Annotated in this window: 21 protein-coding genes; 9 read left to right on the forward strand and 12 right to left on the reverse strand. The window is 71.2% G+C overall.

Translation table 11 applies throughout. The annotated features are described in order from the left end of the window. Positions 1-14 precede the first annotated feature (14 nt). Entirely contained in the window at positions 15-959 is a 945-nt protein-coding gene (locus tag SALPAC3_RS0112365; RefSeq protein ID WP_018221546.1) for a Ppx/GppA phosphatase family protein, read from the reverse strand. 73 nt (positions 960-1,032) lie between these two features. On the opposite strand from SALPAC3_RS0112365, the gene SALPAC3_RS0112370 reads away from it, so the two are divergent. After that, positions 1,033-1,830, forward strand: a complete 798-nt coding sequence (locus tag SALPAC3_RS0112370; RefSeq protein ID WP_018221547.1) for a DUF3109 family protein — start codon at positions 1,033-1,035, stop codon at positions 1,828-1,830. Between the two features lie 46 nt (positions 1,831-1,876). Here the strand turns inward: SALPAC3_RS0112370 and SALPAC3_RS0112375 are convergent, their stop codons facing one another. The 3 genes from SALPAC3_RS0112375 to SALPAC3_RS0112385 form a co-directional block, all read right to left on the reverse strand. Next, on the reverse strand, positions 1,877-2,560 hold the full coding sequence (locus tag SALPAC3_RS0112375) for a response regulator transcription factor (protein WP_026185495.1): 684 nt from the start codon (positions 2,558-2,560) through the stop codon (positions 1,877-1,879). 20 nt (positions 2,561-2,580) lie between these two features. After that, positions 2,581-3,864, reverse strand: a complete 1,284-nt coding sequence (locus SALPAC3_RS0112380; protein WP_026185496.1) for a sensor histidine kinase — start codon at positions 3,862-3,864, stop codon at positions 2,581-2,583. 148 nt (positions 3,865-4,012) lie between these two features. Next, positions 4,013-4,780 (reverse strand): phosphoglyceromutase, encoded by a 768-nt coding sequence (locus SALPAC3_RS0112385; protein ID WP_026185497.1) that lies wholly within the window; start codon positions 4,778-4,780, stop codon positions 4,013-4,015. A 155-nt stretch (positions 4,781-4,935) separates the two neighbouring features. On the opposite strand from SALPAC3_RS0112385, the gene SALPAC3_RS0112390 reads away from it, so the two are divergent. Then, the gene (locus SALPAC3_RS0112390; RefSeq protein ID WP_018221551.1) at positions 4,936-6,198 is read left to right on the forward strand and encodes an MDR family MFS transporter; all 1,263 of its coding nucleotides are present in this window, start codon (positions 4,936-4,938) and stop codon (positions 6,196-6,198) included. A gap of 389 nt (positions 6,199-6,587) precedes the next feature. Here the strand turns inward: SALPAC3_RS0112390 and SALPAC3_RS0112395 are convergent, their stop codons facing one another. The 3 genes from SALPAC3_RS0112395 to mshA form a co-directional block, all read right to left on the reverse strand. Continuing rightward, positions 6,588-7,250 carry a hypothetical protein gene (locus SALPAC3_RS0112395; protein ID WP_026185499.1) on the reverse strand — a complete coding sequence of 221 codons (663 nt, stop codon included), beginning with the start codon at positions 7,248-7,250 and terminating at the stop codon, positions 6,588-6,590. Positions 7,251-7,324: 74 nt separating this feature from the next. Next, a complete protein-coding gene (locus SALPAC3_RS0112400; protein WP_018221554.1) occupies positions 7,325-7,930 on the reverse strand; it encodes a type III secretion system chaperone family protein in 606 nt (201 codons plus the stop codon). 73 nt (positions 7,931-8,003) lie between these two features. Next, entirely contained in the window at positions 8,004-9,350 is a 1,347-nt protein-coding gene (gene mshA / locus SALPAC3_RS0112405; RefSeq protein WP_018221555.1) for a D-inositol-3-phosphate glycosyltransferase, read from the reverse strand. A gap of 167 nt (positions 9,351-9,517) precedes the next feature. Here mshA and SALPAC3_RS0112410 point away from each other — a divergent pair, with 167 nt between their 5' ends. Together SALPAC3_RS0112410 and SALPAC3_RS0112415 are read left to right on the forward strand one after the other, a co-directional pair. Then, positions 9,518-10,282: an SDR family NAD(P)-dependent oxidoreductase gene (locus SALPAC3_RS0112410; RefSeq protein WP_018221556.1), complete on the forward strand. Its 765-nt coding sequence runs from the start codon at positions 9,518-9,520 to the stop codon at positions 10,280-10,282. 4 nt (positions 10,283-10,286) lie between these two features. Beyond that, positions 10,287-11,084: a class I SAM-dependent methyltransferase gene (locus SALPAC3_RS0112415; RefSeq protein ID WP_018221557.1), complete on the forward strand. Its 798-nt coding sequence runs from the start codon at positions 10,287-10,289 to the stop codon at positions 11,082-11,084. 68 nt (positions 11,085-11,152) lie between these two features. On the opposite strand, the gene SALPAC3_RS0112420 is transcribed toward SALPAC3_RS0112415, so the two are convergent. Beyond that, positions 11,153-12,250 carry a UDP-N-acetylmuramate dehydrogenase gene (locus SALPAC3_RS0112420; protein ID WP_018221558.1) on the reverse strand — a complete coding sequence of 366 codons (1,098 nt, stop codon included), beginning with the start codon at positions 12,248-12,250 and terminating at the stop codon, positions 11,153-11,155. A 64-nt stretch (positions 12,251-12,314) separates the two neighbouring features. Here SALPAC3_RS0112420 and SALPAC3_RS0112425 point away from each other — a divergent pair, with 64 nt between their 5' ends. The 5 genes from SALPAC3_RS0112425 to SALPAC3_RS0112445 all read left to right on the forward strand — a co-directional run bounded on the left by SALPAC3_RS0112425 (position 12,315) and on the right by SALPAC3_RS0112445 (position 17,000). Further along, positions 12,315-13,076: a maleylpyruvate isomerase family mycothiol-dependent enzyme gene (locus tag SALPAC3_RS0112425; RefSeq protein WP_018221559.1), complete on the forward strand. Its 762-nt coding sequence runs from the start codon at positions 12,315-12,317 to the stop codon at positions 13,074-13,076. 163 nt (positions 13,077-13,239) lie between these two features. Beyond that, the gene (locus SALPAC3_RS0112430; protein ID WP_018221560.1) at positions 13,240-14,640 is read left to right on the forward strand and encodes a GH1 family beta-glucosidase; all 1,401 of its coding nucleotides are present in this window, start codon (positions 13,240-13,242) and stop codon (positions 14,638-14,640) included. Positions 14,641-14,652: 12 nt separating this feature from the next. Next, complete coding sequence (locus SALPAC3_RS0112435; protein ID WP_018221561.1) at positions 14,653-15,660, forward strand: LacI family DNA-binding transcriptional regulator; 1,008 nt, start codon at positions 14,653-14,655, stop codon at positions 15,658-15,660. Between the two features lie 54 nt (positions 15,661-15,714). Continuing rightward, the gene (locus tag SALPAC3_RS0112440) at positions 15,715-16,113 is read left to right on the forward strand and encodes a RidA family protein (RefSeq protein WP_018221562.1); all 399 of its coding nucleotides are present in this window, start codon (positions 15,715-15,717) and stop codon (positions 16,111-16,113) included. Continuing rightward, positions 16,110-17,000, forward strand: a complete 891-nt coding sequence (locus tag SALPAC3_RS0112445) for a GNAT family N-acetyltransferase (protein WP_018221563.1) — start codon at positions 16,110-16,112, stop codon at positions 16,998-17,000. The genes SALPAC3_RS0112440 and SALPAC3_RS0112445 overlap by 4 nt, the downstream gene beginning before the upstream one ends. An 11-nt stretch (positions 17,001-17,011) precedes the next feature. On the opposite strand, the gene SALPAC3_RS0112450 is transcribed toward SALPAC3_RS0112445, so the two are convergent. From SALPAC3_RS0112450 to SALPAC3_RS0112470, 4 genes are all read right to left on the reverse strand, one after another. Then, positions 17,012-17,833 (reverse strand): EI24 domain-containing protein, encoded by an 822-nt coding sequence (locus tag SALPAC3_RS0112450; RefSeq protein ID WP_018221564.1) that lies wholly within the window; start codon positions 17,831-17,833, stop codon positions 17,012-17,014. Positions 17,834-17,854: 21 nt separating this feature from the next. After that, the gene (locus SALPAC3_RS29200) at positions 17,855-18,781 is read right to left on the reverse strand and encodes a cellulose binding domain-containing protein (protein ID WP_080635171.1); all 927 of its coding nucleotides are present in this window, start codon (positions 18,779-18,781) and stop codon (positions 17,855-17,857) included. 184 nt (positions 18,782-18,965) lie between these two features. Continuing rightward, the gene (locus tag SALPAC3_RS0112465) at positions 18,966-19,853 is read right to left on the reverse strand and encodes an alpha/beta fold hydrolase (protein WP_018221565.1); all 888 of its coding nucleotides are present in this window, start codon (positions 19,851-19,853) and stop codon (positions 18,966-18,968) included. Next, positions 19,850-20,164, reverse strand: a complete 315-nt coding sequence (locus SALPAC3_RS0112470; RefSeq protein WP_026185501.1) for a DUF2516 family protein — start codon at positions 20,162-20,164, stop codon at positions 19,850-19,852. The genes SALPAC3_RS0112465 and SALPAC3_RS0112470 overlap by 4 nt, the downstream gene beginning before the upstream one ends. Positions 20,165-20,212: the final 48 nt, after the last annotated feature.

Below are 20,212 nucleotides of genomic sequence, written 5' to 3' on the forward strand. Positions count from 1 at the left end.
AAGCCGAGGAAGCATCACATCGGTGCGAGCTGATCCAGGCGGCGTAGGATCACCCCCTCCCGCAACGCCCACGGGCAGATCTCCAGTGTGCTGATGTCCAGCCGGCGCATCGCCGCCTCGGCGACCACCGCACCGGCCAACAGCTGATGCGCCCGGCCGGCGCTGACCCCGCCCAGCTCGACCAGCTGCGCCGGGGGAATGTGCCGGATGAACCCGAGCACCTGCCGTAGCCCGGCCCGGGTGAGCCGACGGCGGGCCCAGACGCCGGCCCCGGAGGGGGCCGCCCCAGCGAGGCGGGCCAGGGTCCGGAAGGTCTTCGAGGTGGCGACCGGGCGCTCCCAGCCCACCTTGTTCAGCTCCCCGGCCACCGCGTCGAGCTGGCCGTCCACGTACGCCCGCAGCTGATCCACCTGCTCGACCCCGGGCGGGGTAGTACTGCCCGCAGCGACCCGGAGCTGGCGACGGGTGAGCCGGCCAGCGCCCAGCGGCAACGACACCGCCGCGTCCGGGTCCTCGTCGATGCCCGCCGCGATCTCTAGCGAGCCCCCACCGATGTCGAGCACCAGCAGCCGTCCGGCCGACCAGCCGAACCAGCGGCGCACCGCGAGGAAGGTCATCCGGGCCTCATCGGCGCCGGTGAGGACCTCCAGCCGAACCCCGGTCTCCGCCTGGACCCGGGCCAACACCCCCACCGAGTTGGTGGCGTCCCGCACCGCGGAGGTGGCGAACGCGATCAGATCGTCGGTGCCCAGCCCCAACGCGGACTCCTTCGCGGCCGCGACCGCCCGCACCAGGGAATCCGCACCGGCGATGGTGAGCGCGCCATCCGGACCGATCTGCTCGGCCAGTCGTAGCACCACCTTCTCGGAGTGCGCCGGCCAGGGGTGTGCGCCCCGGTGCGCGTCCACCACCAGCAGGTGCACCGTGTTGGATCCAACATCAAGGACGCCCAGCCGCATGAGGCAAACCCTAGAGGCAACACCCGGCCGCGGCGCGCCGGGCCAGCCATCCGCCGAAGCGTACGCTGGTCAGGTGAGAGGGCAGATCGAGCTCCGTACCCGGCCGAACGATCCACGCGGCCGGGAGGTCCCGCTGGACTTCCCCCGGGAGTGGATCGAATTCGGCGACCCGGCCGACGACACCCACCTGATCCGGGCCGACCTGACCTGGCTGCTGTCCCGGTGGACCTGCGTCTACGGGCGTGGCTGTCACGGCATCAGCGCCGACCGCCCCGCCGACGGCTGCTGCTCACACGGTGCGTTCTTCACCGACTCCGACGACGAACAGCGGGTCCGGTCGGCGGTCAGGCGGCTGACCCCGGGGACCTGGCAGCACCACCGGCGGGGCTTTGAGAACTGGACCGAGACCGACACGGTTGAGGAGAAGAGACCGGCCCGACGGACGGCCACCCGGCCCGACGGCCCCTGCGTTTTCCTCAACGACGCCGACTTTCCCGGCGGGGCGGGCTGCGCCCTGCACGCCCAGGCGCTCCGCGACGGTGTCCACCCGCTGGAGTACAAGCCGGATGTCTGCTGGCAGCTGCCGGTCCGCCGCGAACAGGAGTGGGTCCAGCGCCCGGACGGCACCAGGGTGCTGCTCTCCACGCTCGGGGAGTTCGACCGCCGCGGCTGGGGCGCCGGCGGGCACGACCTGGACTGGTGGTGCACCTCGTCCCCGGACGCGCACGTGGCGACCGAACCGATGTACGTCTCGTACGCCCCCGAGCTGACCGCCCTGATCGGTGCGCCCGCGTACACCGAGCTGGCCACGCTGTGTGCCGCCCGCGCCCGCCGCGGGCTGGTCGCCCCGCACCCCGCCGACCCGGACTGACCACGCACCACGCCGGCGCGGGACGGGGCCCAGCGCCGGCGTCCGGTCACGGCTCGAACTTGTAGCCCAGGCCCCGCACGGTGACGATGTAACGGGGAGCGGACGGCTCCGGCTCGACCTTGGAACGCAGCCGCTTGACGTGCACGTCGAGGGTCTTCGTGTCGCCGACGTAGTCGGCCCCCCAGACCCGATCGATCAGCTGGCCCCGGGTGAGCACCCGACCGGCGTTGCGCAGCAGCAACTCCAGCAGCTCGAACTCCTTCAACGGCAGCTGCACCGGGGCGCCGCCGACCGTGACCACGTGCCGTTCGATGTCCATCCGAACCAGGCCCGCGGCCAACGTCGCCGCGCCGGTCTCCACCGTCTCGACGCTCTTGCGGCGCAGCACCGCACGGATCCGGGCGACGAGTTCCCGCGGCGAGTACGGCTTCGTCACGTAGTCGTCGGCGCCGATCTCCAACCCGACCACCTTGTCGATCTCGCTGTCCCGAGCGGTGACCATGATGATCGGCACGTGCGACCGCTGCCGGAGCTGCCGACACACCTCAGTGCCGGACATCTCGGGCAGCATCAGGTCGAGCAGCACGATGTCGGCACCGGTCCGATCGAACTCGGTGAGGGCGGAGGTGCCAGTCGCGGCAACCGAAACCTCGAAACCCTCCTTACGGAGCATGTAGGACAGGGCATCGGAGAACGACTCCTCGTCCTCGACCACCAGAACGCGGCTCAACGAACGTTTCCTTTCAACTGTCACGTCTGCTGGGACTCGGCCGGTTCGGCCTCGATCTCAGCCGAGGGCGGTATCACCAAAAGATCGTCCGGGGGGCGGGCGGGGAGTCGGAGGGTGAACGTCGAGCCCTCGTCGGGAGTGCTCGCGACCTCCACCCGTCCGCCGTGGTTACTGGCGATGTGCTTGACGATGGCGAGCCCGAGACCGGTGCCGCCGGTAGCGCGGGACCGGGCCTGGTCGGCCCGGTAGAAACGCTCGAAGATCCGGTCCACGTCGCCCGGGCCGATCCCGATGCCCTGGTCGGTGACGGAGATCGTGACGTGTTCGTCGTCGCGCCGGGCGGTGACCCGGACGGCAGTGTCCTCACCCGAGTAGTTGATGGCGTTCTCGACCAGGTTCGACACGGCGGTGGCCAGCTGGGTGTCACTGCCGTACACCGTCAGTCCCCGCTCACCGTCCACCACCACGTCGATCCGGCGGGCGCTGGCGCCGGTCCGGGTCCGATCCACCACCTCGCCGACCACCCAGTCCACGGCGACCGGCTCCGGCGCGGGCTGCGGGTCCGCGCCCTGGAGCCGGGTCAGCTCCAGCAACTCCTGCACCAACCGACCCAGCCGGGTCGACTCATGCCGGATCCGCTCGGCGAACCGGCGAGTGGCAGCCAGATCCTCGGAGAGGTCCGGCTCCTCCTCGTCGACCGGCTCGGTCGCGTCCAGCAACGCCTCGGCGAGGAGCTGGAGCGCCCCGATCGGGGTCTTGAGCTCGTGACTCACATTGGCCACGAAGTCTCGCCGGACCCGGGCCAGCCGGTGCGACTCGGTCACGTCAACAGCTTCCACGGCGACGTGGCCGCCGCCGAGGCCGATCGCCCGCAGATGCACGCCGAGCGGATTCTCCGCGGCGACACCGTCGCTACCCCGGGGCAGGTCCAGCTGGATCTCTCGACGTACGCCGGTCCGCCGCACCTGCCCCGCGAGGGTCCGAATCAACGGATGGGCGACGACCGTGCCCGGCGGGCCGCCGGCGCGGAGCAGGCCCATCGCCCGGGCTGCCGGATTGACCAGGACGGGCCCGTCGTCGTCGGCGAGCACCACGACGCCGACCCGGAGGGAGTCGATCGTCCGGCGACCGAGGCCGGACGGCGAACCGTCGGTGCTCGCGTGCCTCCCACCGAGTCGAGGCGAGCCGGACTGGTGGCTCCCGAACCCGGTCGATCCAGCTCGGCGCGCCAGGACCAGCCGGGTCAGCAGCACACCGACCACCAGTCCCGCGGCCACCGCGACGACCACCACTACCCACTCCACCGGGCGATCCTAGGTCCTGGTTAACCCAGCACCCGAACAGACCAGGACGAAACATCCTCACTTCCGCGGGTATTCACCGCCCCGTCCGACCCCGTTCACCAGGGCGTTCCCTCCGGGCCCCGGTACCGCGCGGTCGCTCGGGCCCGCGTCAGCGGCCCTGGTTCGCCACCGCCGCCGCGGCCTCCTGCGCCGCCGCCGGGTCCAGGTAGGTGCCGCCGAGCGTCATCGGACGCAGCTGCGGGTCGAGGTCGTACCGCAGCGGGATCCCGGTCGGGATGTTCAGCTTCGCGATCGCCTCGTCGCTGATCTGGTCCAGATGCTTGACCAACGCGCGTAGCGAGTTGCCGTGCGCGGCCACCAGCACGGTCCGGCCAGCCAGGATGTCCGGCACGATCGAGTCGTACCAGTACGGCAGCATCCGCTCGAAGACGTCCTTCAGGCACTCCGTCCGCGGCATCAGCTCGGTCGGCAGCAGCCGGTAGCGCGGGTCACCGACCTGCGACCACTCGTCTCCGTCCGCGATCGGCGGCGGCGGCGAGTCGTACGAGCGGCGCCAGCGCATGAACTGCTCCTCGCCGTACTCGTCGAGGGTCTGCTTCTTGTTCTTGCCCTGGAGGGCGCCGTAGTGGCGCTCGTTGAGCCGCCACGACCGACGCACCGCGATCCAGTGCCGGTCGGCGGTGTCCAGCGCGAGCTCCGCGGTGCGGATCGCCCGGCGCAACAGGCTGGTGTGTACCACATCCGGCGACAGGTTGTGCTCCCGCAGCAGCTCGCCGCCACGACGCGCCTCGGCCTCTCCCTTGGCGGTCAGGTCCACGTCGACCCAGCCGGTGAAGAGGTTCTTGGCGTTCCAGTCGCTCTCGCCGTGTCGCAGCAGGACCAGCGTCCCGATGGTGGGCCCTTCACTTGCAGTCATGTCGGCCATCCTCCCCCACCGGCCCACCCGTCGCGCGGGAAGGGGTGCTGACCAGCACGGAAAAACCGGATGGCGGAGGGCTCCGCCCCAGCACTAGTTTGTAAGGCCTTGCGCGGAAACTGATCATTACGGAAACGGGGCGTTGCGTGCGAACGATGCGAGGTTGGTTAGTCGAGACGGCCGGTGGCCTCCCGCGCTCCTTCTGGTACCTCTGGACCGGCACCCTGATCAACCGGCTCGGCTCGTTCGTCCTGATCTTCCTCGCCATCTACCTCACCCAGGAGCGGGGCTTCTCCGCCGCCCAGGCCGGCCTGGTCCTGGGGCTGTGGGGGGTCGGCGGCGCGGTGGGCACCACCGTGGGCGGCACGCTCGCAGACCGGTGGGGCCGCCGGCCCACCCTGCTCACCGCACACCTCGGCGCCGCGAGCATGATGCTCGCCCTCGGCTTCGCCCGGGGCCTCTGGTCCATCGCGCTCGGCGCCCTCCTGCTCGGGCTCTTCGCCGAGGCCGCCCGGCCCGCCTTCGGCGCCATGATGATCGACGTGGTGCCGGCGAAGGACCGGTTGCGTGCCTTCAGCCTGAACTACTGGGCGATCAATCTCGGCTTCGCCTGCGCCGCGATCCTCGCGGGGTTCGCGACCGGGGCCGGCTACCTGCTGCTCTTCGTGGTTGACGCGGTCACCACCCTGATCATGACCCTGGTCATCTTCCTCAAGGTGGGCGAGACCCGCCAACCGCTGGTCGCCACCGGCGGGCCGAAGGCCCCGACCGGGGCGCTGCGCGTCATCCTGACCGACCGGATCTACCTCGGGTTCGTGGCGTTGAACCTCTTCGCCGCGATAGTCATGCTCCAGCACATCTCGATGCTGCCGATCGCGATGGCCGACTCGGGGCTGAGCCCCGCCACCTACGGCTCGGTGATCGCACTCAACGGGGTGCTGATCGTGGTGGGCCAGCTCTTCGTGCCACGGTTGATCAAGGGCCGTAGCCGGTCCCATGTGTTGGCACTGTCGGCGGTGGTACTCGGGGCCGGTTTCGGGCTGACCGCGTTCGCCGAGACCGCCTGGTTCTACGGGCTGACCGTGCTGATCTGGACCGTCGGCGAGATGCTCAACTCGCCGTCCAACGCCACCCTGATCGCCGAGCTCTCCCCGAGTGAGCTACGCGGCCGCTACCAGGGGGTCTTCTCGCTCTCCTGGCAGATCGCCGGCGCCACTGCACCGGTGCTCGGCGGGCTCGTCCGGGAGGGGGCCGGCAACGCCACCCTCTGGCTGGGCTGTGCCCTGCTCGGCGGGCTGGTGGCGGTGGCGCACCTGATCTCCGGACCGGCCCGGGAGCGCCGGGCCGCCGCGCTGCGGGCAGTCAACCAACCGCCGCCGGCCCCGGTCGGGCAGCAGCAGGCGACCGGGGTGGGGTGAGCGCCCGCAAGCTGGACGGCACGGCCTCCGGGTACGCGAAACGCCCATCGTGAGTTCGTCACGATGGGCGTTTCGTTGCGTACGACCGGCGGCGGCGGGCGACACTCACCCCCGTAAGCGGCGCCCGCTCACGCCGCCGGTCAACAGGTGGACACCGTCCCCCAACGGTGTTGTTCCACCCGTCCCCGCGCCACACTCGATGCTCGGATCTGATTGATCCTCCGCTCCCCCGAACGGAACCGAGCGTCGCACGGTGCAATAAAGTTAGTTCGCCCGGAATGCGGATACAAATCGACCGGCTGTCTCACCGGTCACAAACCGGCTGCCCCGCGATCCGGCCCGCCCTCCGGCCACCAGCGGTCTACCCGCCGACAACTCCGGCAAACAACTCATCCGTCCTCCCGATCGGGTGACTCTGTACGGAAAAAGTTGCTCATTCTGCCGTCTCGCAGCCGCTCCTGATAGATCAAGTTCAGCTTCCGCAGATCAAAGGTCCGGAACCACTCCTGCCATGTGATTTCGCGCACCCGAGGGCTCTGCCGGAACCCCGGCATGTTGAAGGTGAGCACCCCAGCCCGGCCGTCCCGCTCGGTACCCCGGATCGTCGCCGGCTTCGCGTTGCGCTCCCGCGCCCACCGCCGGATCACCTCGTGGTTCGTGGTAACCAGGCTCCGGCCCGGACGCTCCGGCCGGTCGGTCAGGGCGGCGATGACCTGCGAGGACCGCACCGACCGCGAGGTACGGGGCCCGGTCCGCACCGCGGCGCCACCCGCCGACCTCCCGCCGGACGTCGCCCGGCGGCCCGGCCCCTTCGTCCCGCCCGATCGGCGCTCCGCCCGCAAGGTCTTCACCAGCGTCCGCACCAGCTCCGGCTTGCGCAGCGCGGAGGTGCCGGAGACGCCGTGCTGGCGCAACTGCCCCCGAATCTCGTCCACCCGCATCCGGGAGATCGTGCTTTCGGACACCTCCGGCGTGTTCGGGGTCTGGTTTCCTGGCCGGCGTGCGGTCCGGGTCGCCGTACCACCGCGGCCTGCGCTGCTTCGCTGAGCCATGGAACGCTCCTCCGCCAGTCCGTCCTCGGCGCGCGGCCGGTCCCAGTACCGCACCGCACACCGGGGCGTACCCGTCAGGACAGCGTCGAATCCCCGGGGGCAGCGGTCGGGTTCCCGGTAGCGGTCGCACCGCCCGCGGTCGGGCTCCCGGTAGCAGCCGTCCCGGCGGCCGGCGCGGACCCGCCGTCAGCCGGCGCGACCAGGTGGGCGAAGGCCGCGAGGTTGGCGGTCGATTCGCCCCGCCTGACCCGCCACTCCCACTCCCGCCGGATCGAACTACTGAAGCCGATCTCCAGCATCGTGTCGAAGGACTCGTCGGCGTACGTGAGCACCGACCCAAAGAGCCGATCCAACTCGTCGGCGTCCACACCTGCCGAATTGACCCGGCCGGTCAGGTAGACGTCACCGACCGCGTCGATGGAGAACGACACCCCATACATCCGGGCGTTGCGCTGCAGCAGCCACGCCCACAGCTCCTCGCGGCGCTCGTCGGGCTGGCGCATCACGAACGCCTCGACTCGCAGCGCGTACTCACCGATGATCAGGTTGCAGATCGTCCGCAGCTTGTGGGTGCCCGGCAGGGTCACCGCGTACGAGTTCGGGCCGGTGGCCTCCCAGGCCAGGTCCCGCTCCGCGCAGACCGACTCGATCAACGCCCCGAGCTCGCTTCTCCCGTTCACCGCCCCACTCTACGACCGCTCACGCCCAGCCGCGGCCCACGCCGGTCCGGCCTCCGTCGCTGACGATCGGTGCTCACCGGGCACAGGTGGCGAAGTCCGACGATCGGGTTCGGTACGCGGCGACAGCCTCGCCGTAGACCTCCAACAGGTCGCGCACCGTCCGATCCCAGGAGAAGCTGCGGGCGTGGCGTTGCGCGCCATGGGCCAGGGCCGTGCGCCGCCCCGCGTCCGGCAGCAGGCGACCCAGCGTATGGGCCCATGCGACCGGGTCGTGGCCATCCACCAGGACCCCGCTGACGTCGTCGCGTACCGCGGTGATCAAACCGCCGACGGCGGCTGCCACCACCGGGGTGCCACAGGCCTGCGCCTCCAACGCGACCAGCCCGAAGCTCTCGTTGTAGGACGGGACCGCCACCAGGTCGGCCGCCCGGTACAGGGCGGGCAGGTCGTCACCGGTCTGTGGCGGCAGAAACCGAACCCGATCGGAGATCCCCAACTCGACGGCCAGCTCGATCAGGCGAGTCGGCCGCTCAAGCCCGCTGCCGCTGGGGCCGCCGCAAACCACCACCGTCATGTCGTCGGCGAGCGCCGGGTCCCGCTGGCGCAGCGCCGCCGCCGCGCGGATCAGCACGTCGGGTGCCTTGAGCGGCTGGATCCGGCCGACAAATGCCACCACGTACCCCCGCTCGGGCAGGCCCAGGCGACGACGGGCGAGGACCTGGCCCTGGGCACGATCACCGGCTGGGGGGCAGAACCGGGCCAGATCCACCCCGGGCTCGACCACCTCCACCCGGGTGGGGTCGGCGTCGTACCGCTCGATCAGGTCACCGGCCTCGGTCTTGGTGTTGGCGACCAGCCGATCGGCCTCGGCCACCACCTGCTCCTCGCCGATCACCCGGGCCTTGGGCTCCGGCCGGTCCCCGGCGGCGAGTTGCGCGTTCTTGACCTTGGCAAGGGTGTGCGCGGTGTGCACCAGCGGAACCCCCCAACGCTCCTTGGCCAGCCAGCCGACCTGCCCGGAGAGCCAGTAGTGCGAGTGGATGAGGTCGTAGTGCCCCACCGCCCGGGCGGCCTCGGCCCGCAGCACCCCCGCGGTGAACGCGCAGAGCTGGCCGGGCAACTCCTCCTTGGTCAGCCCACCCAACGGTCCGGCGGTGATGTGCCGGACGTGCACGCCCGGCACCATCTCTACCACCGGCGGCAGGTCGGCGGCGGTAGCACGGGTGAAGATCTCGACCTCGACGTTCGCCTCGGCCAGCCGCCGGGCGACTTCCAGGATGTAGACGTTCATTCCGCCCGCGTCCCCCGTGCCGGGCTGGTGCAGCGGCGAGGTGTGCACGGAGAGGGTCGCGATCCGTCGGGGCCGGGGCCACGGACGGGAACCCCGCTGACGACCGACACCGGTGTGCTGTTCCGTCACGTCCGCTCCTTCCGCCACGGTTGCCGTCCCGCACGACCGGCGCCTCTCGGTCAACCTCCACGCCGGGTGTCATCTTCCCGATCGTGGTTCGGTAATTCCTCCCGGCCGTCCCCGGGCGTGACGGACCTCATCGCTCCCGCGCTCGGGCTCGGCGTCAGAATGAGCGGATGACTTCCGTCGCTGTCGTCACCGGAGCATCCAGCGGGATCGGGGCGGCCACCGTCCGCCGACTCGCCGCCGAAGGGTTCCACGTGCTGGCCGCCGCCCGGCGTACCGACCGCCTCGCCGACCTGGTCCGGGAGGTCGAAGTCAACGGCGGCTCGGCCACCGCGGTCGGCTGCGACGTGACCTCGGACGAGTCGGTGGCCCGCCTCGCCGCCGCGGCGGCGGCCGCCCCCGGTCCGGTCACCCTGCTGGTCAACAACGCCGGGGGAGCGCGCGGCCTGGACCCGGTGGAGACCGGCGCGGTCGGTGACTGGCAGTGGATGTACGACGTGAACGTCCTGGGCACACTGCGGGTCACCCAGGCGCTCCTGCCGGCGTTGGTCTCCTCCGGAGCCGGCACGATCATCGTCGTGTCGTCAACCGCCGGCTTCACCGTGTACGAGGGTGGGGGCGGCTACGCCGCCGCCAAGCACGCGCAGACCGCGGTCGCGGGCACCCTGCGGCTGGAGCTGTGCGGCCGGCCGGTTCGGGTCGTCGAGATCGACCCCGGGATGGTACGGACCGAAGAGTTCTCGCTGGTCCGCTTCGGCGGGGACGCCGACCGGGCGGACGCCGTCTACGCCGGGGTGTCCGAACCGCTGGTCGCCGACGACGTGGCGGACTGTGTCGCCTGGTGCGCGACCCGCCCGCAGCACGTGAACGTGGACCGGCTGGTGGTCCGGCCGTTGGCGCAGGCCGCGCAGCACAAGGTCCACCGGGCCGGTTGACCAGGTGGTGGCGGTGCCAGCAGGACGCCCGCTCGGCGTCGTAACCCGCGGGACGACGAACCCGAACCGGCTGCGCCGGGTGGACAACTGGATCGCCGCCACCTGCGGAGACGTGCTGCGGGCGGCAGCGGACCCGCTCGTGGTGGACCTGGGCTACGGCGCCACCGGGGTCACCGCCGTCGAGCTGCGCTCCCGACTGGCCCACGCGGTCCGCCCCGACGTACGCGTGGTCGGGCTGGAGATCGACCCGGTCCGCGTCGCCGCCGCCCAACCGGTCGCCGACCCACCCCGGCTCACCTTCGCCCGGGGCGGCTTCGAGTTGGCCGGTCTCCGCCCCGCCCTGGTCCGCGCCTTCAACGTGCTACGCCAATACGACGAGGGTGAGGTGGCGGGCGCCTGGGCGACGATGACCGGCGCGCTCGCCCCGGGTGGACTGCTGGTCGAGGGGACCTGCGACGAGTTGGGGCGACTCGGCGGGTGGGTGCTGCTCGACGAGGGCGGCCCCCGCACCCTGACCCTGGGTGCCCGGCTGACCACCCTGGACAGCCCGGCCCGACTCGCCGAACGGCTCCCCAAAGCCCTGATCCACCGCAACGTCGCCGGGGAGCCGATCCATGCCCTGCTCCAGGCCCTGGAGAACGCCTGGCGGGCAGCCGCCCCCTACGCTCCCTTCGGCCCCCGTCACCGCTGGCTGCGTACGGTGACCGCCGTCCGCGCCGGGGGCTGGCCGCTGGCGTACCAACCCCGCCGCTGGCGCCAGGGCCTGGTCACCATCGACTGGGCGGCGGTGGCGCCCCACTGACCGCCGCTGGGCGACGGCACTCCCCGCTGGGCGACGGCACGCCCCCGCTGGCCCGTTGCCCGGCCGGGTCAGAGGGCGCAGTTGATCAAGACTGGTTCGGGGTGCAGGGTCACATCGAAGCGAGCCTGCACGCCGTGGCGGATCTCGCGGGCCAGACCCACCAGATCCTCGGTTCGGGCGGTGCCGGAGCGGTGGGTCAACGCCAGGGTGTGCTTGGTGGAGATGGTAACGACACCTTCCGGGCCCGGATGGCCCTTGCCGAAACCGGCCTTGTCGATCAACCAGGCGGCACTGACCTTCACCGTGCCGTCGGCACCGGGCCAGGACGGGGGCTCGCCGAGCTCGCCAGCCCGTTCCCGCAGCCGCTCGTAGTCGGCCTGGTCCAGCACCGGATTGGTGAAGAACGAACCCACCGACCAGGTGTCCGGATCGTTCGGGTCGAGCACCATCCCCTTGCCCGCACGCAGTCGCAGCACGGCGGCACGGGCCTTCGCCAGCGGCACCCGGTCACCGACCGCCACGTCGAGCGCCCGCGCCAGTTCGGCGTAGCGAACCGGGCCGGACAGCGGCGACCGGGCGAGACGGAAGTCGACCGACAGCACCACCCACCGGTCGCTGTACCTGAAGATGCTGGACCGGTAGCTGAACCCGCAGTCGCGGGCCTCGATCCGACCGGTGGTGCCGGCCACCCGGTCGTACACCTGCACCCCGGTGATGGTCTCGGCGACATCCTGCCCGTACGCGCCGACGTTCTGGATCGGGGTCGCGCCGGTGGAGCCGGGTATCCCGGACAGGCACTCCAGGCCGGACCACCCGTTGGCCACGGTGTGGGCGACCAGATCGTCCCAGGGCTCGCCGGCCTCGACCCGCACTGTGACGGTGTCATTGTCGGTCTCCACGACCTGCAGCCCCCGGGACCGGACCAACACCACTGTCCCCGGGAAGCCCGCGTCGCCGATCACCACGTTGCTGCCCCCGGCGAGGACCAGGATCTGCTCGCCGCGCTCCCCGGCCTCCCGCACCCCGCGGACGAGGTCATCGGCGCTGGTGGCGGTGACCACGCGGGTCGCCCAGCCGCCGAGGCGCAGCGTCGTGTATCGCGACAAGTGACACTCGGCGTCGCGTTGGGTGCCGGATGTCGACTGGAGAACCTCTGCCACGCCCATCACCCTAAGCTGAGGGGTAGCCGCGGCACCCACTGGTGGCCCGGTCACCCCCGGGAGGATGGCGATGAACAGAACGCATGGCACGAAGGACTTCTGGATCGGGGCGCTGCGGACGGAGGGGCCGGCCTTCGCCGCGGCGATCGCCGAGGCACCCGCCGACGCTCCGGTGCTCTCCTGTCCCGGCTGGACAGTGACCGACCTGACCCGGCACCTGGCAAGCGTCTACCGCTGGGTGCACGGGACCGTGTCGGCCAACTCCGTCACCCCGCCGTCTCTCCGCTCCGAGTTGGTGGAGCCAGGTCCAGGCGAGACCGACCTTCAGCTGTGGCAGCAGGCGTACGACGAGTTGCTGGTGCGTTTCGACGCGCTGGATCCGGAGGCGCCGGCGTGGAACTGGGCGCCGCAGCCGAAGAAGGCCGGCTTCTGGCCGCGCCGGATCTCACACGAGACGGCACTGCACCGCTGGGACGCCCAGCTCGCCATCGGTGCGGGTGACCCGATCGAGACGAAGCTCGCAGCCGACGGGGTGAGCGAGGTGCTCGACACCTGCCTGCCGGCCGGACGACGTCCGGATCATGGGCAGTGGCACGGAGTCGTACACCTGTCGGCCTCCGACGCCGGACAGGAGTGGTTCCTGCGGTTGCGCGGCGAGGGGATTGCCCTGCTGGACACCGCCACAATCTTCGATGACCATGATCACCACGCCCGGGTCCAGGTCGTCGGCACCGCCAGCGACCTGCTGCTCGCACTCTGGGGGCGAGTCAGTTTCGACACCCTGGCGGTGACGGGTGAGCGCGCGCTCCTGGCTGGTCTCCGAACCAGCTGACGCCGCCGGCCGCAGCCGGCGCCACGCTCGGCCGGGGGCTGTTCACGCCCGAGCCGCCCCCGGCTCTCCACCCCGTCGGATGGATCGAACCGGCCAGGGAGAGCGCTTTCTTGACATTGGGTGACGCCTCGGGAGACGCTGCGCGAACGGAGGGAGCTGTCCTATGAGCGCGCTTCACTTTCCGGCGAACTTCCGCTGGGGCACGGCCACGGCGGCGTACCAGATCGAGGGTGCGGCCCGCGAGGACGGCCGGGGGCCGTCGATCTGGGACACCTTCAGCCGTACGCCGGGCAAGGTCTACCAGGGCCACACCGGCGATGTCGCCTGCGACCACTACCACCGGTACGCCGACGACGTGGAGCTGATGGCCGGGTTGGGGATCCAAACGTACCGGTTCTCGGTGTCCTGGCCCCGGGTCCAGCCCGACGGCACCGGCCCGGTCAACCCGCGCGGGCTGGACTTCTACGACCGCCTGGTGGACGCCCTGCTGGCCCGGGGGATCGACCCGATGGTCACGCTCTACCACTGGGATCTGCCGCAGACCCTGCAGGACCAGGGCGGTTGGGCCACCCGGGAGACCGCGGAGCACTTCGCCGGGTACGCCGCCGCCGTCCACGCTAGGCTCGGTGACCGGGTGAACTCCTGGACCACCCTCAACGAGCCGTGGTGCGCGGCATACCTGGGCTACGGCAACGGGGTGCACGCCCCCGGCATCGCGGACCCGGGGGCCGCCTTCACCGCCGTGCACCACCTGCTGCTCGGGCACGGCCTGGCGGCCCGGGCGCTGCACGCGGCCGGCGCGGCGACCGTCGGAATCACGCTCAACCCGGCCGACGTCCGCCCCGCCGACCCGGACAGCGCCGCCGACGCCGCCGCGGTACGCCTGGTCGACGGGCTCCACAATCGGATCTTCCTGGACCCGCTGTTCCGGGCCGCGTACCCGGAGGATGTGCTGGAGCATGTCGCCCGAATCGTGCCGCCGGCGTTCCTCCGGGACGGCGACGAGAAGGTGATCGCCACCCCGATCGACCTACTCGGCGTCAACTACTACGCGCCCCTCTACGTCGCTGGTAAGCCGGACGGGGCTGGCGGCGGCGGGGCGTTTCCCGGCACCGACGGGGCGGTGGAGTTCCTGCCGCCCGCTGGGCCCCTGACCGACATGGGTTGGATGATCGAGCCGGCCGGGCTCACCCGGCTGCTGGAACGCCTCGCCACCGACTACCCGGGCGTGCCGCTGATGATCACCGAAAACGGGGCGGCCTTCCCGGACCACGCCGCGCCTCCGGGGAGCCCGGAGCGGCCGGCGACGGCGGGGGACAGCGGGGTGTTCGACACCGACCGGATCGCCTACCTCGACGGGCACCTTCGCGCCGCGCACGAGGCCATCGCCCGTGGGGTGGACCTACGCGGCTATCTCGTATGGTCGTTGTTGGACAACTTCGAGTGGGCCGAGGGCTATCGGAAACGTTTCGGGATCGTCCACGTCGACTACCGGACCCAGCTACGCACACCGAAGGCGAGTGCCCGCTGGTACCACCAGGTGATTTCCCGGAACGGGCTCTGAGCGGGGAGGACAATGACGACGGCGCAACGGCCGACGCTCGAGGCGGTGGCGCGCCGCGCCGGTGTCTCCCGAGCCACCGTCTCCCGGGTGGTAAACGGCTCCACCACGGTCGCCGAGCCGATCCGCGCGGCCGTCCGTCGAGCCGTCACCGAGCTGGGGTACGTACCGAACCTGGCCGCGCGCAGCCTGGTCACCCAGCGAACGGACTCGGTGGCGCTGGTCATGCCGGAGGCGGCCACCCGGGTCTTCTCCGACGACCAGTACTTCCCCGGCATCATCCGCGGCGCCGCCCAGGAGTTGGAGGCGGCGGAGAAACAGTTGGTGCTGATGCTGGCCGGTTCGCCGGCCGGACACGAGCGGGTGGAGCGGTACACCACCGGCCGGCACGTTGACGGGGTGCTGTTCGCCTCGCTACACGGCGCCGACCCGCTCCCCGGCCGGCTGGCCCGGCTGGGCATACCGGTGGTGTGCAGCGGTCGGCCGCTCGGCGACACCCCGGTCCCCTACGTCGACGTTGACCACATCGGCGGGGTGAACCGGGCCGTCCAACATCTGCTCGACAGCGGCCGGCGGCGCATCGCCACCATCGCCGGCCCACAGGACATGGTGGGCGGGATCGAACGGCTGACCGGCTACCAGGCCGCGATAACCCCGGCCGGGCTGCCGGAGTGGGTGGCGTACGGCGACTTCACCCGCGAGTCGGGGGCGGCCGCGACCTGGCAGCTCCTCGCCGCGCACCCCGACCTGGACGCGATCTTCGCCGCCTCCGACCTGATGGCACACGCCGCCCTGCGGACGCTACGCGCGACGGGGCGACGGGTGCCCGACGATGTCGCGGTGATCGGTTTCGACGACATCGAGACCGCCGCGTACACCGACCCGCCCCTGAGCACCGTCCGCCAGCCGATCCAGGAGATCGGCCGCCGAATGACCCGCCAGTTGCTGCGCCTCGCGGCCGGTGAGTCGATCGAACCGGCGCTGGTGCTCCCCACCGAGCTGATCCTCCGCGACTCCGCCTGAGCCCGCCGACGAAAACAGATCGAGCAACCTTCGGGACTGCACTACCGTCACGTCATGCCCCAGCTCCGCCACGTCTCCTCCCTCGCCGAGGCCGAGTACGCGTACGTCAGTACCGTCGAGCCGGCAACGCGCCTCGTCTTCACCGCCGGGGCGTGCCCGCTCGACGGGGATGGCCGTACGGTTGCCCCCAGTGACCATGCCGCCCAGGCCCGGCAGGCGATGGCCAATCTGGAGACCGCCCTCACCGCAGCGGGCGCCCGCCTCACCGATGTCGTCAAAACCACGGTGTACGTGGCTTCGGCGCACCAACCCGACCTGGTGACCGCCTGGCAGGTCGTCCGGGACGCCTTCGGCGATCACGACCCGCCCAGCACCCTGCTCGGGGTGGCCGCGCTCGGCTACTCCGAGCAGCTCGTCGAGGTCGAGGCGGTCGCCGCCGTGCGCGCAGCGTGAGGATCCGTGCCGCGCAGCCCGACGACGCGCCCGCCGTGGTGGCGCTCCGCACCCAGCTCTTCCCGCATCTGGTTCGCGGGGTGGAGTCGACCCGTCAGATGCTGTCCCAACCACGCCCGGGCCAGCACTGGTCCGCCTTCGTCGCCGAGGTGGACGACGAGATCGTCGGTTGGGTCTCGACCTTCCGCAATGCCAGTTCCTCCCGAAGTGTCGGCGAGATCTCGCTCCTGCACGTCCACCCCGACCATCGGGGACACGGCATCGGCAGCGGGCTGCTGACCGCCGTCCTGGACCACCTCGCCCCGCTCCGGCTTCCGCTACTGCGCGGACGGGCGCTACCCGAGTCGTTGCCGTACGCGCGGCGGCGCGGCTTCCTACCCAGCCGTGCGGAACGCTTCTCCGCGCTTGAGCTGACGGCCCTGCCACCCCTGGCCGTTCCCCCGGGCGCCCGGCTGGTGCCACTGTCCGAGGTTGACCCCCGCCACGTGTACGAGGTGGAGCGGGACGCCAGCGCCGACGAGCCGGGGGACGTCCCCGTCGACGCTCTCACCTACGAGCACTGGCGGGCCGATACGTGGGACAACGTCGGCCTGGACCGGGAGGCCAGCACCGGCGTCGAGGTCAACGGCGTCCTGGCGGCGATCAGCCTGGTCAAGCGGGACGGTTCGCGGATGTGGTCGGACTACACCGCTTCCCGGCCGGAGCACCGGGGGCGAGGGCTCGCGAGGGCGGCGAAGCTGGGTGCCCTACGTCGGGCCGCGGCCAACGGGGTGACGGTCGCGTACACCGGCAATGACGAGGCGAACAAACCGATGCTCGCGATCAACGAACGGCTCGGCTACCGGCCCGTCGCAGCCGAGTGGAGTTGTCTCCGGGAGACGAGTTGAGCGACCGCGCGTCACGCCCCGTCCTGAGTGGTCCCCGTCGGTCCCACAGTGGTGGGCTGACCGAGCACGCGGCGGGCCAGCAGGGCAGCGCCGGCGACGGCCGCCGGCATGAGCAGCACGGCGCCGAGTGGGATCAGGAAGCTGAGGAACACCGCCACCCCGAAGCCGAGCGCGGTCGGCCGGTCGGCCCGGAGGGCGGCCCGTCGGTCGGACAACCGCAGCCCACGCCGGTAGAAGGGGGCACCGACCAGCTCCACCGCGAGGAGCCAACCGCCGATGGTCGCACCGAGTACCGGCACCACGGTCTGACCGACCACCGGGATGAAGCCGGCGACAAAGAGGGGTACGCCGACCAGCACCGCCAACCCCACCAGCCGCAGTGAGTCGACGAGGCTGTGCCACAGCGACGACCAGAACGGCACGTCCACCGCGTTGGGCGTACCGCCGAGATCGTCCTCGACCCGTTCGGAGATCTTCTCGTAGAACGGGTCCCCGATGACCAGCGTGACGGCGGTGAACGCGACCACCGTGAGCAGGCCACCCAGCCCGAGCAGCGCCAAGCCGGCGGCTACCCGCGTCAGCCCTCGCCCGGTGGCGGACCAGTCGTCGGCGAACGGCGTGACCAGCGCGGCCAGTTCGTCCACGAAGTAGACGAGCGTGCCGAACGCGGCGACGAAGAACACTCCAGAGATCAGTGCCGGTAGGACGCCGAGCAGCATCAGGCCGGGGCTGCGAAGGTAGAGGCCCATGCCACGCAGGAAGAGGCCGACACCGGCGAAGAATCGGCCGGCCGCCCCGGTCAGGGGTGCGGCGAGAGCGGGGGATGCGTTCATGGTCGCCGAGCCTAGGTCGCGTCAGCGATTGGCGCAGGTCATGGCCGGCGCCTGGTTCGTGCCGGTGATATCGGCGAGGAAGCCGAACGTGGTCGTGCCGTTCGGCGCCAGAGTGCCGTTGTACGACATGTTCCTCACCGTCACCGAGGCTCCCGAGCTGCTGTGCGAGCCGTTCCACACCTCGGTTATCTGCTGGCCGCTGGGCCAGGTCCACTCGACTCTCCACCCGGACCAGGAGGTGGAGGTGTTGTTTTTGATCTTTACCTCGCCCTTGAAGCCACCCGGCCACGACTCGATAACCGCGTATGTCGCCGTGCAGGCTGCCGGCGGGTCTGGAAGCGTCGGCGGCTCAGCTGGTATGGGAGCTGTCGGTGCCTCGGGGTTCTGCGTCGCGGTGTTGGACGGCGTCGGAGGCGTGGTCGCGGCCATCGCGATGGGGGTCGAGGTCCTGGTGGGCGTCGGTGTTGGGGGCAGGGGCGAGGACTGGGCCGGCGAAGAATCCGACGGCGTGGCTGTCGGCCTGGCTTCGGCGCTGCCGACCGGGTCGGTGGCGAGCGGAGACGATGGGTCCGCCGGTGCGCGTTGGAACGCGTTCAAGGCGACCGCGGTCAGGATGACCCCCAAGAAGCTCGCCACGACGACGCCCTGGCTCCGCAGACGTGCCCGGATCGAACGGCGAACATCCGCCAGCCCCTTGACCGGGCGGAGAGCCCGGTGTCCGGAGCTGCCCGCGCCGCGATCGGGGTCCTCCGGCTGTGATCCGCTGTTCGACTGGGACCCACTGTCGGGCTGGGGTGGGCCGTCGGGACGCGGTGGGTCGTCCAGATTCGAGGTGACGCGTCTTGGCACCTCGGTGGGCTCGTCGTAGCTCGCCAGCGGTGGCCACTCTGGTAGGCGGACGCCGTTCTCGTCGGCAGAGGTACCGCCGGGTTTGGACGATTCGGTCATGCTCTCCGATCCCGGGTAAGGGAGTCACCATCAGCGACGATGCGGGATCATTGTGGGCTCAACGTGAGGTTCGGTCAAATGACTCCAGTACGGGACAGGAGGGCACCCAGTGCACCCGTCCAGACCCGCCCGGCTCCGCTGACGGCAGGACCAGCGCAGCGCGGGTTGCTAAGGCGCCCCCGGACTACTCGTTGAGGAAGGAGGAGATGCGCTCCCGGAGATCGGCGCGCTTGGCCCAGAGGACCCCTGGCCGGTCGTACACGTGCAGGGTGGCCTGGGGTAACGCGGCGGCGAGCCGCTCGGCGACCTCGACCGGGTGCAGCTCATCGCCGACGCACCCGATCACCAGAGCCGGTGCCGTAACCTCGGCGAGTTCCGTGGCGTCGCGGACCGGCACCGATTCGGGCAGGCCGACCAATCCCGAGCCGAGACCGTCCCGGGTGAGCTGGTCGAGGCGCTGCCGGAGGTATGCCCAGCCAGCCGGTGTGTTCCGGACGGCCGGTGGCAGCTCCAACTGGACCACCTCCGCGAGCTGACCGACATCGCCACTGCCGAGTGCGTCGAGCAGTGCCGTCAGCCGGCGGCGGGCGGCATCGCCCCGCGGCCGGTCCAGCACCGCCGGCAGATAGAAGACCAACCGGTCGAACCGCGTCGGGTTGTCGGCGAGCAGCCGGCAGAGCGCACCCGCGCCCAGGCTCGCGCCGAAGGCCCGGGTCGCGAGGCCCCGATCGGCGACCGACCGCAGGTCACGCGCGAGATCGTGGTACGTCCACGGCCCGGTCGGGGCGGCGGAGCGACCATGCCCACGGAACTGGAAGAAGAGTCTGCGGCCGGTAACACCACTGCCGAAGGGACGGGTGGTGGCGATGCCGCTGCCCAGACCGTGCGCGAAGACGGTGACCGGATCGCCGGCGCCGGTGACCAACTGCTCCAGGTGGACGCCGTGCGGGGTGGTGACCAGCTCGGTCTCCGGCTCCGGCAGTGCCGGTCGACCGGTGCGGGGGGCACTCGGCCCCGGTCCCCAGGTACGGGGGCCACCATCCGGTGGGGGCGGCCACCGGAAGCCTCTCACCAGGAGTTCCCCCGGCCACCCCGGAGATCCCGCAGACCCGTCCGGACGTCAAGCAGGTAGATCAACCCAGCGGCGATGCCGATCAGGCCAAAGATGGTGAGCCGGCCGGAGGTGAGCAGGGTGAGCACCAGACAGACGGCGAGGATCGCCACCCAGGCGCCCTTCGGGAGGGTGCCGACCGCGGCGAACGCGTCGGACCGCTGGGTGATGACGTGTACCAGGGCGACTCCCTGCACGATGAGTGCGAAGACGAGCAGGATCAGCTCAATAACGTAGCGAACCTCAAAAGCGAACGGCGCGGCGATGGCCATGCCGGCAAGCATATGCCGAAGACCCCGGAGGCGTCCGTCAGGCCGCTT

It is taken from the genome of Salinispora pacifica DSM 45544 (genome assembly GCF_000378845.1).
GTDB lineage: Bacteria > Actinomycetota > Actinomycetes > Mycobacteriales > Micromonosporaceae > Micromonospora > Micromonospora pacifica.